The organism is Phycisphaeraceae bacterium (genome assembly GCA_015709595.1).
Taxonomy (GTDB): domain Bacteria; phylum Planctomycetota; class Phycisphaerae; order Phycisphaerales; family SM1A02; genus CAADGA01.
In genome coordinates this window covers 509,885-524,372 of sequence record CP054178.1, presented here as the reverse complement: position 1 = coordinate 524,372, position 14,488 = coordinate 509,885, and the positions used below count along the sequence as shown (strand labels likewise).

General features: G+C 68.0%; 12 protein-coding genes. 9 read left to right on the top strand and 3 right to left on the bottom strand.

Translation table 11 applies throughout. The annotated features are described in order from the left end of the window. Window positions 1–87 precede the first annotated feature (87 nt). Window positions 88–1,800 (bottom strand): phenylacetic acid degradation protein PaaN, encoded by a 1,713-nt coding sequence (paaN, locus tag HRU76_02315; protein QOJ16494.1) that lies wholly within the window; start codon window positions 1,798–1,800, stop codon window positions 88–90. Between the two features lie 117 nt (window positions 1,801–1,917). On the opposite strand from paaN, the gene HRU76_02310 reads away from it, so the two are divergent. Next, a complete protein-coding gene (locus HRU76_02310) occupies window positions 1,918–2,559 on the top strand; it encodes a hypothetical protein (GenBank protein ID QOJ16493.1) in 642 nt (213 codons plus the stop codon). A gap of 115 nt (window positions 2,560–2,674) precedes the next feature. Here HRU76_02310 and HRU76_02305 read toward each other — a convergent pair whose 3' ends face one another. After that, on the bottom strand, window positions 2,675–3,673 hold the full coding sequence (locus HRU76_02305) for a D-glycerate dehydrogenase (GenBank protein ID QOJ16492.1): 999 nt from the start codon (window positions 3,671–3,673) through the stop codon (window positions 2,675–2,677). Between the two features lie 55 nt (window positions 3,674–3,728). Beyond that, window positions 3,729–4,805 carry a M20/M25/M40 family metallo-hydrolase gene (locus HRU76_02300; GenBank protein ID QOJ16491.1) on the bottom strand — a complete coding sequence of 359 codons (1,077 nt, stop codon included), beginning with the start codon at window positions 4,803–4,805 and terminating at the stop codon, window positions 3,729–3,731. A gap of 84 nt (window positions 4,806–4,889) precedes the next feature. Between HRU76_02300 and HRU76_02295 the strand changes: the two genes are divergently transcribed. The 8 genes from HRU76_02295 to ilvE all read left to right on the top strand — a co-directional run bounded on the left by HRU76_02295 (window position 4,890) and on the right by ilvE (window position 14,482). Continuing rightward, entirely contained in the window at window positions 4,890–6,182 is a 1,293-nt protein-coding gene (locus HRU76_02295; protein QOJ16490.1) for an aminomethyl transferase family protein, read from the top strand. Then, window positions 6,179–7,108: a hydroxymethylglutaryl-CoA lyase gene (locus HRU76_02290; GenBank protein QOJ16489.1), complete on the top strand. Its 930-nt coding sequence runs from the start codon at window positions 6,179–6,181 to the stop codon at window positions 7,106–7,108. Before HRU76_02295 ends, HRU76_02290 begins: the two co-directional genes overlap by 4 nt. Window positions 7,109–8,138: 1,030 nt before the next feature. After that, entirely contained in the window at window positions 8,139–8,519 is a 381-nt protein-coding gene (locus HRU76_02285; protein ID QOJ16488.1) for a helix-turn-helix transcriptional regulator, read from the top strand. Continuing rightward, on the top strand, window positions 8,516–10,060 hold the full coding sequence (locus tag HRU76_02280) for a hypothetical protein (protein ID QOJ16487.1): 1,545 nt from the start codon (window positions 8,516–8,518) through the stop codon (window positions 10,058–10,060). Before HRU76_02285 ends, HRU76_02280 begins: the two co-directional genes overlap by 4 nt. Before the next feature lie 109 nt (window positions 10,061–10,169). Continuing rightward, window positions 10,170–10,661 (top strand): transcriptional repressor NrdR, encoded by a 492-nt coding sequence (gene nrdR / locus HRU76_02275; GenBank protein QOJ19063.1) that lies wholly within the window; start codon window positions 10,170–10,172, stop codon window positions 10,659–10,661. A 95-nt stretch (window positions 10,662–10,756) separates the two neighbouring features. Then, window positions 10,757–12,700 carry a TIGR01777 family protein gene (locus HRU76_02270; protein QOJ16486.1) on the top strand — a complete coding sequence of 648 codons (1,944 nt, stop codon included), beginning with the start codon at window positions 10,757–10,759 and terminating at the stop codon, window positions 12,698–12,700. A gap of 174 nt (window positions 12,701–12,874) precedes the next feature. Then, window positions 12,875–13,501 carry an STAS domain-containing protein gene (locus HRU76_02265; protein ID QOJ16485.1) on the top strand — a complete coding sequence of 209 codons (627 nt, stop codon included), beginning with the start codon at window positions 12,875–12,877 and terminating at the stop codon, window positions 13,499–13,501. Window positions 13,502–13,606: 105 nt separating this feature from the next. Next, complete coding sequence (ilvE, locus tag HRU76_02260; GenBank protein ID QOJ16484.1) at window positions 13,607–14,482, top strand: branched-chain-amino-acid transaminase; 876 nt, start codon at window positions 13,607–13,609, stop codon at window positions 14,480–14,482. Window positions 14,483–14,488: the final 6 nt, after the last annotated feature.

The window sequence follows — 14,488 nt, the reverse complement described above, 5'->3', positions numbered from 1 at the left end:
GGGTGAGAACGCTCGAACTCCCTCTCCTTCCGGGAGAGGGCCGGGGTGAGGGTCTTCGCCTCGCCCCTCATCCTCGCACCCAACTGTTCACCCCGCCACCGCGGCCGCCGTGGGCGCCAGCACGCGGCTCTGCACCACGCGGAATCGACCCGCCACGAACGCGCTGTCGCACAGCGTGGCGTTGCCGGCGGGGTTCGCCCCGGACACGTGAAAGTCGCTGAACGCCGCCGCCTGGTTGACCCAGATCGACCCCGTCAGATTGCACGAAAGCGACACGCCCGCCTCAGCCAGGGCCTCTTCCGCCCGCGCCAGCACGTCGGCGTTCGTGGAGTACACCGCCGCGGTGATCGCCCCGCAGCGCTTCGCCCCCTTCGCCGCCAGGTCGATCGACTGCTCCGTTCCGTCGGTAGGGACGATGACCACGATCGGCCCGAACCACTCGCGCATGAACGCCTCCTCACGCGCCGCCTCCACGCGCACCACGAGCGGACTTCGCACCCGTGCGGCGGGATACTGCTCGTTCGCCACGGGCGTGCTCTCGCGCAGCACCGCCCCCCCCGCGGCCAGAGCGACGGCGCGGGCTTCACCAATTCGCCTCAGCGTGTGCTCGTTCTGGATCGCCCCGAGAATCTCCGCGCCGCGCTTGGGGTCGCCAAGCAGCCAGTCGAGCGCCTTGACGATCGCCCCGGCCACCTCATCGAAGGACTTCCGCCCCTCCGCCGTATCGATGCCCGTGCGGGGGATGAAGATGTTCTGCGGCGTGGTGCACATCTGTCCGGAGTAGAGCGACAGCGAGAAGGCGAGATTCCCCGTGACGGGCTTGAGGTTCTCCACGCTGTCGATGACGACCGAGTTGACGCCCGCCTTCTCGGTGTAGACCGTCGCCTGCCGCGCGTGCTGCTCGATCCATTCCCCGAACGCGCTGCCGCCGGTGTAATCGACGATGCGCACCAGCGGGTGCGTCACCAGTTCCTTGGTGATCGGGGCGTCGTGCGTGTCCGCGGCCAGGGTGACCACGTTGGGGTCGAAGCCGGCTTCCTTCAGCACCGCCCGCGCGATCTCCACCGTGATCGCCAGCGGCAGAATCGCCCCTGGATGGGGCTTCATCACCACCGCGTTGCCCGTGGCCAGCGACGCGAACAGCCCCGGATAGCCGTTCCAGGTGGGGAAGGTTGAGCAGCCGATGGTCACCGCCACGCCGCGCGGTACGAGACGGTAGCGTTTCTCCAGCGTCACCGTCTCCTCCTTGCCCACGCGTTTCACCCAGGTCGCGTGCGCCGGGGTGCGGGTCATCTCGTCGTAGGCGTAGGCCACCGCCTCCAGCCCGCGGTCCTGCGCGTGCGGACCACCGGCCTGAAACGCCATCATCCAGCCCTGCCCGGTGGTGTGCATGACGGCGAAGGACATCTCGAAGGACCGCCTGTTGAGGCGGTGGAGAATCTCCAGGCATACGCCCACGCGCGCTTCGATGGAAGCGCTTCCCCACGACTTCATCGCGCTGTGGGCCGCCGCAAGCAGTCCCGGCACATCCACCTTGGGATACGTGACGCCCAGCGCGGGGCCGTAGGGCGACACCTCGCCGCCGACCCACCCCAGCGTGGCGGGCTGATCCGGATCGAAGCGGGCGTTGAGCCGCGCTTCGTACGCCTTCTGGCCGTCGTCGCGGGCGGTCTCGCCGTACACCTTGCCGCTGGGCACCTCGGGGTACGCGCTCCAGTACGTGCGGTTGCGGATGGCGCTCAGCGCGTGATCGAGCGTTGAGCGGTGGGTGTCAAAGAGCTGCTGAGCGGGGTGAGTCACGGCGGCGCCTCGCGGTCGGGGGATGATCGTTCGGGAACGCGGTGGATGCTAGCCGAGCACGGGCTTCGGGTCCGTACGCGATCGCTCCCTATCATCCCTCGTTCCGCGGGAGCAGGCATGACCACCGGCAAGCTCATCGTGATCGTCTTCCTCGCCGTCGTGCTTGTGACGGGCGTGGCCTCGACGCTGGTCATGATCGACGGGGCGGCCAACGTGCGCTCCAATCAGGCGGGCATCGGCCTGGCGATGGTGTGGAAGGCCGCCGCCGTCTGGGCCGAGGAGCATGAGGGCCGCTACCCCGAGCACATGGCCCTGCTGCTGCCGAACAACTACTTTCGCGCCAAACTGCTGGTCGATCCGCGCCAGCCGGGCGGTACGGTGTGGACAGTGGGTGAAGGCGATCTCGCCGTGGATGCCAAGCCCTACGTCGAGGAGATGCGAGGCGACAAGGCCGCCCGCGGCATGGAGCTGCTCGACCGCGGCCTGCTCGAACGCGCCATCGCGTCGGTCGCCGACCGGCCGATCTACCGTTTCGGCGATTACTGGTTCATCCGCAACACGACGTGGAAGAACCGCGCGGACCTGATCTTCGGCTGGGCGCTGCCTGACCCCGATGGTCGCCGGTTCATCGTCTCCGAGAACGGCGACGCCCGCAAGGTCGATGCCGCTGGATGGAACGAGGCCTGGCGACGCGACGCCGCCGCCCGCGCCGAACTCGGCTGGCCCGCGATCGCGCCGCCCTCCGGAGCCGAGGATTAGCCCCGGCCCAGCCCCTCGGAGGAGGAGGATAGGGGGGCGCTCCAAGCGAGCCGCGACCGTCGGGGAGCGATGGACCGACCGCGCGCTCGCACGCGCGGCTCACCGAGAGCATTCCTCACGCCACCCGGTGCGGCACGGGCTTACCCCGCAGGGCCGCGACCGCGTTGTCCACCGCCAGACGCATCATCCACTCGCGATCCTCGCGCGTGGCGCTGCCCAGGTGAGGCAGCAGGAACACGTTGGGCAGCGCCAGCAGTCCCGGATGCACCTTCGGTTCATGTTCGTAGACATCCAGCCCCGCCGCGGCGATGGTCCGTGTCCGCAGCGCCTCGACCAGCGCGGCTTCATCCACCACCGCACCGCGGGCGGTGTTGATGAGAATCGCCTCGGGCTTCATCAGCGCCAGTCGCTGCGCATTGATGAGGTGCCGCGTTTCATTCGTCAGCGGTGTGTGGAGTGACACGAAGTCCGCCAGTTGCAGCCCCTCTTCGAGTGTCACGCGCTGTGCGTTGACCGGCGACGCCTCGAACTCGGCATGGCGCGACCGCGCGTGGTACAGGATGCGCATGTTCCACCCCAGCGCCCGTCTCGCCGTGGCCAGCCCGATGCGCCCCGCGCCGACGATGAACAGCGTCTTGCCCAGTACGCGCGTGCCGTTGAGTTCACACGGGGCCACGCCCTTCCACGCCGTGCCATCCGTCCGCCCGGCGGTGCGGATGAGGTCAACCCCCTCCCAGGCGCGACGGGCCGCACCCAGCAGCAGCAGCCACGCGATGTCCGCGGTCGGCTCGGTTACGGCGTCGGGCGTGTGGCCGACGATGACGCTCCGCCGCTGACACTCGGCGAGATCGATGTTGTCCACGCCCACGGCGTAGTTGCTGACGATCACCAGCCCCCCGCCCGCCGCGTCGAGCAGCGGGCCATCCACGCGATCAACAGGCGTGGTGATGATGGCGCGGACACCGTGTGCGCTGTTCACCACTTCACGGAACTGCTCGGGCGACAGCCGCTCATCCGCCGGGTTGATCCAGAGCCGCGTGAACCCCGCCTGCCGCAGCCGCCCGGCGGGATCGCCCGGCAGCGGGCGGGTGATGATGATTTCGTGCGTGGACATGGGCGATGGTAGAGGGGTGTTGGGTGGCGGCTGCACCCCGCCGTCTCGCGCCACGTCACTTGACCGTGGGCAGCCACGCCGCGAGCAGATCGACCGCGCCTTGCAGATCCTTCTTGAAGATGGACTCCGTCACGGTGTGGATGTAGCGCGTGCCGACGACCACCGCGGCGCAGCGGGCGCCGTGGCCGGAGCGCTGGATCGCGGCCCCGTCCTGGCCGCCCGCGGGCAGGATGCAGCGCTGGTGCTTGATCTTCTTCTTCGTCGCCACCGCGCAGAGCTCCTCGGTGAGCTGATGGTCGGCGATCATGGATGAATCCTGCACCATGACTCCCACGCCGTCGCCCTGCTTCGTCACGCGCTCGTTGTCGGGCACGCCGGGCGTGTCGCAGGCGAGCGTGACGTCCAGACCGATGCCGATGTCGGCGCTGACGCGGTTGGCGCTGGTGAGCGCGCCGCGCAGCCCGACCTCCTCCTGCACGGTGAAGGCCACGGTGATCGACGCGCTGTGCTTGCCTGCGTCGCCCTTGGCACGGGTCAGGGCGCGGATGGTCTCGACGCCCACCCAGCAGGCGATGCGGTTGTCCAGGGCCTTGGAGACGATGCTCTGGGGCTGCTCGATGAAGGGTTCGTGCATGACCACATAGTCGCCGATGAGCACCTTCCTGCTCACCTCCTTGGCGTCCATGCCCAGGTCGATGAAGAACTCGGAGACAGTGGGCACTTTCTTGCGTTCATCTTCCTTCGAGATGTGGACGGGGCGGCCGCCGGGGTTCATCACGCCGACGAAGTCGCCGTGCCGGGTGCAGACGAGCACGCGGCGGGAGAAGAGGTTGCGCGTGTCGAACCCGCCAGCGGGGTTGACCCACAGGAAGCCCTTTTCGTCGATGTGGCGCACGTAGAAGCCGATTTCATCCATGTGGGCGGCGATCATCACGCGCGTGGGGCGGGCGGATTTGTTCCGGCCCACGGGGGGACGTGTGGGATGGCGCGTGCAGATGAGTGAGCCCATCGAGTCGGTGATGACTTCGTCGAAGAGGCCGGCAACTTCCCGCTCGATCAAGGCGCGGACGCGCTCCTCGCGGCCGGGAATGCCGGGTGTTTCGCAGAGACGACGGAGAAGGTCGATGTTCATGGTGCTGTTGGTTTCTTGCTGATGGCGAACGGCTGACGCCGGGGACCGCATGACTACCATGCGGTCCCCGGAGGGATGCAGATCATGGCCGAAACCTCGCCACTTCGCAACCGACACGATGACTACGCGCGGTCGCTGCGCGCCCTGGGGGGCGGGCGAAGCGGGACGGCGCCGCAGGCAGGCGGCGTGATTTCAGAAACCGAAGCCGCGTCGTTGCTGCTCCGGGCGGAAGTCGAGACGATCCCGTACGGTCCGCCTGACCAGTCGACGCAGATCGTCGCCACGTGGGGTCTGGTGGAGGCGGAGTACGCCGCCATCCGCCGCGGGGCGGGGCTGATGGACCGGCCAGAGCGAGGCGTGATCCGCGTGACGGGGGCGGATCGCGTGGATTTTCTTCATCGCATGCTCACGCAGGATCTGCGGGGACTGGCGGCAGGCCCGGCGGAGACGGCTCGCGGCGTGCGATCGTTCTGGCTCAATCGCAAGGGCCGCATCGAGGCCGACCTGCTGCTCATGGCGCGTGCCGATGACCTGCTGATCGACGTGGATGCGCACCTGGTCGGGCCGACGATCCAGTCGCTCGGCTCCTACGCCTTCGCCGAGGACGTGGTGTTCGAGGATGCGCGGCAGTCGTTCCACCGGCTGTCGATCCACGGCCCGCGCGCGTGGGAGGTGTTGCGGTGGGCCGGCGGGACGCCTGCACCGCCGATGCCCGCGCCACCGGTCGGCGGCGTCTGGTCAGGCGAGATCTTCGGCGCCACGATCCACGCGGTGCGATTCGACGACACGGGCGAGCCGGGGTTTGAACTGTTCGTGTCGCGCGAGTCCGTGGTGGGCGCGTGGGATGCGCTGCTGGACTCGGACGCGTCGCTGGCGGAAGGCAAGCGCCGCATCCGGCCTGTGGGGTGGTATGCGTACAACATCGCGCGCATCGAACATGGCACGCCGCTGTTCAACGTGGATTTCGGCGTGACCGAGCTGCCTCACGAAACGGGCATCGTGGACCAGCGTGTGTCTTTCACCAAGGGTTGCTACCTGGGCCAGGAGGTCGTCTCGCGCCTGCACCATCTGGGCAGGCCGAAGCAGCAGTTGGTGGGGCTTCGCGTGGAAGGCGAGGGACTGCCCGTGGCCGAGGCGCAGATCTTCGCGCTGCCGGAATCAGGGGTTGTGAGCGATGCTCCCGGCCCGCAGGTGGGCGTGGTGACCTCGAGCACGCTCAGCCCCATGCTCGGCGCGACGCCGATCGCCTTCGGCATGGTGCGCTCCAGTCACGCCGCGCCGGGCACGCGCCTGGTGGTGCATGCAGAGGGTGCGGCGTATGCCGCCGTCGTGCAGTCGCTGCGGTTCTGGCCTATTGAGAAAGGGACTGCGACGTGAGCGACGTGCCCAACTCCATCCGTGTCACCGATGTCGGCCCGCGCGATGGGCTGCAGAACGAGAAGGTCGTCATCTCCACCGAGCACAAGGTGGCGTACATTGATGCGCTTTCCGCCAGCGGGGTGGCGGAGATTGAAGTCACCAGTTTCGTCAGCCCCAAGTGGGTGCCGCAACTGGCGGACGCGGCTCAGGTGCTGGCCGGCGTCACGCGACGACCGGGCGTGACGTACTCGGCGCTGGTGCCCAACGAGGCGGGCCTGGACCGCGCGATGGAGACGAAGTTGGACAAGGTCGCCGTGTTCACCGCGGCCAGCGAAACCTTCGCTCGAAGGAACACCAACGCCTCCATCGCCGAGACGATCGAGCGGTTCCGGCCCGTGGTCCGCCGGGCGAAGGCGTCGGGGCTGACGGTGCGGGGGTACATCTCCTGCGTGGTGGCGTGTCCGTTTGAGGGGCCGATCGCCCCGGCCATGGTGCGGGAGGTCGCCGCGCAGTTGCTGGACATGGGCGTCGATGAGATCGACCTGGGTGAGACGATCGGCGTCGCCGTGCCGAATGACATCGACCGGCTCTACGAGGGGTTGGCGGGTCTCCTCGCGCCCGAGGCGACCACGCTGCACCTGCACGACACGCGGGGCACCGCGCTGGTGTGCGCCGATCGGGCGCTGCGGCTGGGCGTGCGGAGTTTCGACGCCTCCTGCGGCGGACTGGGCGGCTGCCCGTACGCTCCCGGCGCGGCGGGGAACCTGGCCACCGAGGATCTCGTCTATTACTGCGACCGGATGGGCGTGACCACCGGCGTGCGTCTGGATGCTCTGCTCGAGGCGGGGACGCGCATCGCCTCGGCGCTCAGGCGCGACCTCACCTCACGCGTGTCAGCGGCCATGGGGCGCGGTCGATCCTCCGACGTGGGCCGGAGCGAGTAGAGCCGCCGGGGCGACTCTTCCAGGACGAATCGCGCCCCGTGGCGGATCACGCGATGCACCGTGAGTGCCTGGCGACCGATGCGCACCGCGAGCGGACGACCGGGGAAGCCGAAACTGCCCGTGTTGATGATGGTGCGACCGGCGGTCTCCCATGCGCCAGGATGGTGCGTGTGCCCGGTGATCAGAAACCGGGCGGGCAGTTCGTGCTCGACCGCGAACCGCGCGGCGAGGTTGGGAAAGGCGTTCCAGTACCACAGCACCTGCATCACCGCCCAGGGACGGGTCAGCATGGCCCGCACGGTGGAATGCAGCGCCTCGCTGGCCAGTTCGTCCCATTCCGCGTGCGAGGCGTGCTGCGCGACGCGAAGCTGCTCTTCGACTCCCAGCCGAGGCCGTCCGTTGACGCCGCCATCGTGACGCATGGCCTGCATGGCGGCGCGATGTGCGGCCCGCATCCGACCGGCCCGCGGACTCCACGGGGCGATGGCCGGGTGGAACACGTCGCCGTGCGTGATGAACACCTGACGGTTCGCCAGTTCGAGATGGCGCACATCGCTGACGTAGGGGTCGTGGTTGCCCGAGAGCAGCACCGGCTCGACGCCGTCCTGCTCGCACAGGTCGAGCAGCCGAATCGTCTCTCGGGCGGCGACGGCCCGGTGCCGCGGATGATGCACCTCGGCGGTGTCGCCGTTGAAGATCACGCGGCGCACATCCCGCCACAGCGGGCGCAGCCCTTCCGCCGAGGCAATGCCGAACCCGGGGCGTCCGAGGTGCAGGTCGGACAGAATGAGCGTGTCTTCCGTCTGCATGGGTAGGCCCGTGTGGATATCGACGCCCTTCAGGAGGGGGTTGACGCCCCAGTGAAAACGCGATGAATGCCCTGACCATCCGCCCGATCCGCGAGACAGTTCCCCGGATGTCTCCCGATCGCGCCCGGTGCGGGCCAATCTGCCGTTTTTTCGGAACTTTGACGGAACTCTGTTGACCGATATATCGAATACGGATATATTGGCGATGGAAGGAGCACCGCATGCCTCTCGGTCGAACCAAGCAGACGGATTCCCTGGAGTTGATCGTGCTCGCCGTGCTGGCGGATGAGCCGCTGTACGGCTACGCGATCATCAAGCGGGTCGCCGCCCAGTCGGAGGGCGCCATGCGCCTCACGCCGGGTGTGCTCTACCCGCTGCTGCACCAGTTGGAGAAGGAGAAGTTGATTACTGCTTCCTGGGAGGCGGTTCGCTCGGATCGTGCGGATGACGACAGCGGGAGCGAGGGGCGCCGCCGCAAGTGGTACCAGTTGAGCCCGGCGGGTCGGCGGCGGCTGGCGCAGCGGATCGAATCGCACCGGGCGGGCGTGTCGCTCATTGAGCGCTTCCTGCCCCAGCCCGCGCCGGAAGGGGAGGGCGCGTGACCATGGTGCGAAATCTTGACATCACGTCGTCAGCGACCCGTTCGACGGGTCAGACCGGCCCGGCGGGCAGTACGGCGGCTCCATCCGCTGCGTCGATCGACGCCTGGCTCGCCATGCTCGATCGGATGCTGCGCCTGCCGCTCGTCCAGCGCGAGTCGATCGCCTGCGAGCTGCGTGAGCACCTGCTGGAACGATCGCGCGACCTGACGCTGCGCGGCATGAATGATGACGAGGCGGTGCGCACCGCTCTCGATGAACTTGGATCACTGGCCGACCTCGCCCGTCGCTTTCACGAGGCGGGTCGCCTTCCCATCAGGAGACGAATCATGCATGGACTGACGATCGGTTGCGGCGTGCTCGTGGCGGCGGCGGGGGCCTTCTACATGGCGCAGCCGGGCGGCGTCATGCAGCCATCGGTGTTTCACCAGGCGACCGGCGCCGTCGCGCCGCCCAGGGCGCTCGATCAGCGCGTCGACGCCATCGTCTATCGCGGTGAGCCGCTCAGCGTCGTGTTCGAGGCGCTGGATGACCGCATCGACTCGACGGTGCTGGTGCACTGGGATGCGCTCGAGGACTACGGCATCCACCCGGATCAGGCCATCACGCTTGATCTGCGAAACGTGTCACTGAAGGTCGTGATGGACTCGCTCGAACGCTCGCTCAGCCGAACCGCGCCCATGGCGTGGTGGTATGGCGAGAATCTCATCGAGTTCGGGCCGAAGGAGATCTTCGACGGACGCAGCAAGGTGCTGGCGGCGTACGACCTGACGCCGATCATCGACTCGATGTGGGGCCGTTTCGAGACGCCTTATGACGAGGCGGTGGCCGAGGTGATCGGGCTGCTGACCGGCTTCGTCGAGCCGGAGATGTGGGTGGACAACGGCGGCTCGCTGGCGCAGGCCAAGGTGGTCAACGGACGGCTGTTCATCGACGCTCCGGCGCGCATGCACGAGAAGTGTCAGTGGATCCTCGCCGAGTTGCTGAAGGGTGATGGGGTCGCAGCGCGCCTTGGGACTGGCGCCCCCGGGGGACAGGAAACGCCCATCCTCGATGCATTGCACGGGGGAAGGACCAATCCTGAACCGACTGACCCGCGCTGGCGACCCGTGCCCAACACCATGCCCGACGACGCCGCCCGCGCCGAGGCGGCGCGCGTTCGCCTCGCCACGACGCGCCTGCGCGATCTCTTCATGGCGGTGCAGATGTTCGAGCAGGCCACGCCGGATGAGCCGCTGACGTCGCTCGAGGCGCTGGTCGAGCGCGGCTACCTGACTTCGGACCGTGTCGCGTCGCCGTTCGGTCCCGCGCCCGAGGGTGAAGCGGACATCCTGTTCGATCCTGCGGCGACTGATCTGAACGCGAACGTTGACTTGTCGAAGCGCGTCCTGGCGTACGACGCCTCCATGCTTCGTGCGCGTCGGCACACCGCCGCCCTCTTCGCTGACGGCCATGTGGAAGTCCTGACCGCGGACGCCTTCGCGGGCGTTCTGAATCACGCGGCCAATCAGGGCGCCCGATGGGAGAAGGGTTCGACGCCCTGATTGACCAACCCGGCTCCTACTCTCAGAGCCCCCGCGTCGCCGCTTCCCGCTACAATGGGTCGGTGTCGCGGGGGTTTTTACGCCCATATATTGGGCAGGGGTGCTGGCCGTGATTTGTCCGTACTGTGGCGCCGACAATGACAAGGTCATCGACAGCCGAGCCAGCGAGAACGGGGCGGCGGTGCGCCGTCGCCGCGAATGCCTCGCGTGCGAGAAACGGTTCACCACCTACGAGCGCGTGGAGCGCACCGCCCGGCTCATGGTGGTCAAGAAGGATGGATCACGCGTCGCTTTTGATCTCGAGAACATCCTGCGAGGCATCCAGGCGGCATGCGGGAAGCGCCCCATCTCCGAAGAGGCCAAGATGAATCTGGCCCGCGCCGTCGAAGACGAGGTTCACCGCGAGTTTGATCACGAGGTGCCCAGCTCCGAGATCGGGCTTCGCGTCGCGGCGCGGCTTCGTGAGCTCGACCCGATCGCCTACATCCGCTACGCCATCGAGTACTACGGTTACAAGACGCTCGAAGAGGTCGAACGCGAACTCAACGAACTGCAGCAGCGGCCGCGCAACCTGCCCAACCAGGTGGAGCTGTTCTCGTAGGCGCGGTATCAGGGCATCAAGGCGTCAGGGGAAGGAGTGCTGGGTGACCCTCCGTCTTCCCGGGCGCTTTGGCCCCTGTCCTCATATGATCGCCCATGCGGCTTTTCCTGACAGGGGCCACGGGTCTCATCGGTCGTCGGCTGGTGGTGGATCGTCTGGAGCGAGGCGACCGGGTGGTCGTGCTGTCACGCGACGCCGTCCGTGCCGCGCGGCTTTTCGCCGCCGACGCCAACCCCAACGTGGAGGTCGTCGAGGGTGATCCGACGCGGCCCGGTCCTTGGCAGGAGGCGATCAATGGCTGCGACGGCGTGATTCACCTGGCGGGCGCGGGAATCGCCGACCGGCGCTGGACCGGGCCCTACAAGCAGGAACTCGTGAACAGCCGGATCGAGTCCACCCGACTCCTGGTGCAGGCCATTCAACGAGCCACGAAGCGGCCGCGCGTGCTGCTGAGCGGCTCCGCGGTCGGGTACTACGGTGAGACGGGCGAGCGCGAAACGGACGAATCCGCGCCTCGGGCGGCCGACCCCGGCGATTTTCTCGCCGACCTCTGTGAGCGGTGGGAGGGGGAGGCCAGCCGAGCCGTCGATCTGGGGGTGCGCGTGGTGGCGCTCCGTACCGGCCTCGTGCTGGACGAGCGCGGCGGCGCCTATTCCCAGTTGCTGCGACCGATCCGTCTCTTCGTCGGAGGTCCCATCGGACTGGGACGCGCGTTCATGCCGTGGGTGCATCATCGGGATGTGACCGGTCTGGTGGAGATGGCGCTGTCGCGGCCGGGCGTGGCGGGTCCGATCAACCTGGCGTCGCCCAATCCGGCCCGGAACCGTGACCTGATGGCGGCGATTGCACGATCGCATCATCGTCCGTCATGGCTGCCGACGCCGCCCTTCGCGCTGCGGCTGGTTCTGGGCGAACTGGGGCGATACGCGATGATGAGCCAGCACATCATTCCGGGCGTGGCGATGTCGCAGGGCTACGGGTTCCTGTTTCCCGACATCGAGTCCGCCGCGGCGGACCTGGCCGCCGCCTGGCGCAAACGGCATGGGAGCGGCGAGACAACGCGGGTCATCGCCCAGATCAACGAGACCGTCAATTCGATCACGCCGTCCGAACCCCCGGCGACGGGCGGAACAGGCACCGGCCGTCCCGCGGGAGACGGCGCGGCGGCCGCCGCGGTGACGCCGTCCGCACGAGCGCCGGATCGACCTCGGCGGGATCGCCCGCCCGCCCGGGTTCGGCTGCTCGCCATCGACGTGGATGGCACGCTGCTGCGGAGCGACGGCGGGCTGTCCCAGGGCGTGATCGACGCCTGCCGCGCCGCCGTCCGGGCCGGGTGCGTGGTCATTCCCGCCACGGCGCGTCCGCCTCGAGCCATGCGGACGATCCTGCAGACCCTGGGGCTTTCCGGTCCGACGATCAACTACAACGGCGCCGTGGTCTGGAATCCCGTTGAACAGAAGCCGCAGCATCACGAGTCGATGGATGCGGCGCTGGCGTCGAGCATCATCGCCGAGGCACGCGCGATTCTGCCCGACACCATCGTGAGCGTGGAGATTCTCGACCGCTGGTTCACCGATCGCGTGGATGCGAGGTTCCACACTGAAACCAGCCGCGTCTTCGACCCCGACTACGTCGGTCCCATCGACTCGTTCCTTGATCAACCCATCACCAAGCTGATGCTGCTGGAAGACCCCGGGCGGCTCTCGCCCGTCCTGGAGATGATTCGCGATCGGTATTGGCGGCAGCGCCGCATCGCCATGTTCCTGACCGACCCGCACCTGATTCAGATTGTCAGCCCGATGGTGGACAAGTCCATCGCGCTGCAGCGCCTCGCGCACCGGCTGGGCGTCTCGCGGGATGAGGTGATGACGATCGGCGACGGACCCAACGACGCGGGGATGATCGAATGGGCCGGCTTCAGCGTGGCGGTGGAGAATGCCTGCCCGCTGGTGCGCGACCTGGCCGACGTGGTGGTGCCCAGCAACGACGATCAGGGCGTCGCCAAGGCGATCCATCGATACGTTCTGGCCCCGATCTGATCCATGTCAAAGTCGAACCAGGCACGGCTGCACGGGCGGTTATCAGAACCAAGCCGATAAGCCCGATTCTTTCGCCAGCCGCTTCAGATCGACCCCCATCTCGCCGATCAACCTGCACCCGGAGGCCGCGCGTGCGGCGTCGGGGCCGGTCACCTGGCGAGGAATCGTGGGATCATGAGTCGAGAACTGACGATCGAACGGCTCTTCACGCTGCTGATCTCCGGGGATGCGGGCGGCGCGATGCTGCTCACCGAAGATGCACTCCGCGGCGGCGAGCCGGTGGATGGCTTTCTGCGCGATGTGCTCCTGCCCGTGGCGACCATCGTGGAGCGGCTGCACCGCGCAGGACAGATCGCCCGCGAGGCCCGCGAGAGCGCCCGCCGCCTGTTGGCGCGGCTGGCGTCCGAGGCGCGCTCGATGGCCCAGCGGTCGGGCGGGGCCGCGGTCGCTCCGTTCGTCAGCATCGAGATCAGGTCGCGCGTCATCAGCGCGGTGGTGCATGAGCCGGGCATCGACGCGCGTCGGGCCCAGGTGATCGCCAGCGAAGTGCGCGGCGCGGTGAAGGCGGTGGGGGGCGCGGCGGAGGCCATCGTGCTCGACTGCTCCCGCGTCCAGACCGTTTCCAGCGCCGCGCTGGCGATGATTCTCGAAATCGAGGCCTGCGCCCGCGAGCACGGTCTGCGCGCCGTGACCCACGGGCTGACCCCCGAGGCCACGCGCATCCTGCGCCTGATGCGCCCCGGCCGCGTCAAGCGGTTCGCGCCGCGGGCGATTGTCGGTCGACTCGCCGCCGCGGCGTGAACCGGCGACGTGACTCGTCCCACGCGGTGAACACCTCGCAGCGACGCGCATCGTCCCGGGCCCTGTGCGGGTGGTACACTTCCACGACACCGCACGAGGACGATCATGCTCAAGATCTGGATGGACGGGCAACTCGTTGACAAGGACCAGGCCAGGGTTTCGGTCTACGACCACGGGCTGCTGTACGGCGACGGCTGCTTCGAGGGCATCCGCGCCTACAGCGGCAAGGTCTTCCTGCTCGAAGAGCACCTGCGCCGCATGGAGGCCTCGGCGGAGAAGATCCGTCTCAAGCCCGCCTACACGCGCGATGAGATCGCCAGGGCCATCTACCAGACGCTCGAAGCCAACAACCTGCGCGACGCCTACATCCGCCTGATCTACACGCGCGGCGTGGGCACGCTGGGGCTGCACCCCTTCCGCTGCCCCAGGCCCGGCACCATCATCATCACCGATCACATTCAGCTCTACCCGGAGGAGCTCTACGAGAAGGGCATGAAGGTGATCGTGGCGAGGAGGCCGCGCATCCCCATCGCCTGTCTTGACCCGGCCATCAAGTCGCTCAACTACCTCAACAACGTCCTCGCCAAGATCGAGGCCATCGACGCGGGCGTACTCGAGGCCATCATGCTCAACCTCGAGGGTTACGTGAGCGAGTGCACCGGCGACAACATCTTCATCATCAAGAACGGCGTCATCTCCACGCCCGACACCAAGGCGGGCATCCTGCACGGCATCACGCGCCAGTTCGTGGTGAAGACCCTCGCCCCGTCGCTGGGCTACCCCGTGCGCGAGCGGCTCTTCCGGCTCGATGAACTGCTGGCCGCGGATGAAGTGTTTCTCACCGGCACCGCCGCGGAGATCATCGGCGTCAGCCAGGTGGATGACCACGTCATCGGCGAGGGAGGCGTGGGACCGATCACGAGGCACCTGATCGAGCACTTCCGCGAGCGCACCCGCGAGCACGCCGCGGCGGCCCGCTGAGCCCCC

Coding starts and splice junctions, on each gene's coding strand:
- HRU76_02310 (QOJ16493.1), top strand. CDS start 1,918: ATGACCACCGGCAAGCTCATCGTGATCGTCTTCCTCGCCGTCGTGCTT.
- HRU76_02305 (QOJ16492.1), bottom strand. CDS start 3,673: ATGTCCACGCACGAAATCATCATCACCCGCCCGCTGCCGGGCGATCCC.
- HRU76_02300 (QOJ16491.1), bottom strand. CDS start 4,805: ATGAACATCGACCTTCTCCGTCGTCTCTGCGAAACACCCGGCATTCCC.
- HRU76_02295 (QOJ16490.1), top strand. CDS start 4,890: ATGGCCGAAACCTCGCCACTTCGCAACCGACACGATGACTACGCGCGG.
- HRU76_02285 (QOJ16488.1), top strand. CDS start 8,139: ATGCCTCTCGGTCGAACCAAGCAGACGGATTCCCTGGAGTTGATCGTG.
- HRU76_02270 (QOJ16486.1), top strand. CDS start 10,757: ATGCGGCTTTTCCTGACAGGGGCCACGGGTCTCATCGGTCGTCGGCTG.
- HRU76_02265 (QOJ16485.1), top strand. CDS start 12,875: ATGAGTCGAGAACTGACGATCGAACGGCTCTTCACGCTGCTGATCTCC.
- ilvE (QOJ16484.1), top strand. CDS start 13,607: ATGCTCAAGATCTGGATGGACGGGCAACTCGTTGACAAGGACCAGGCC.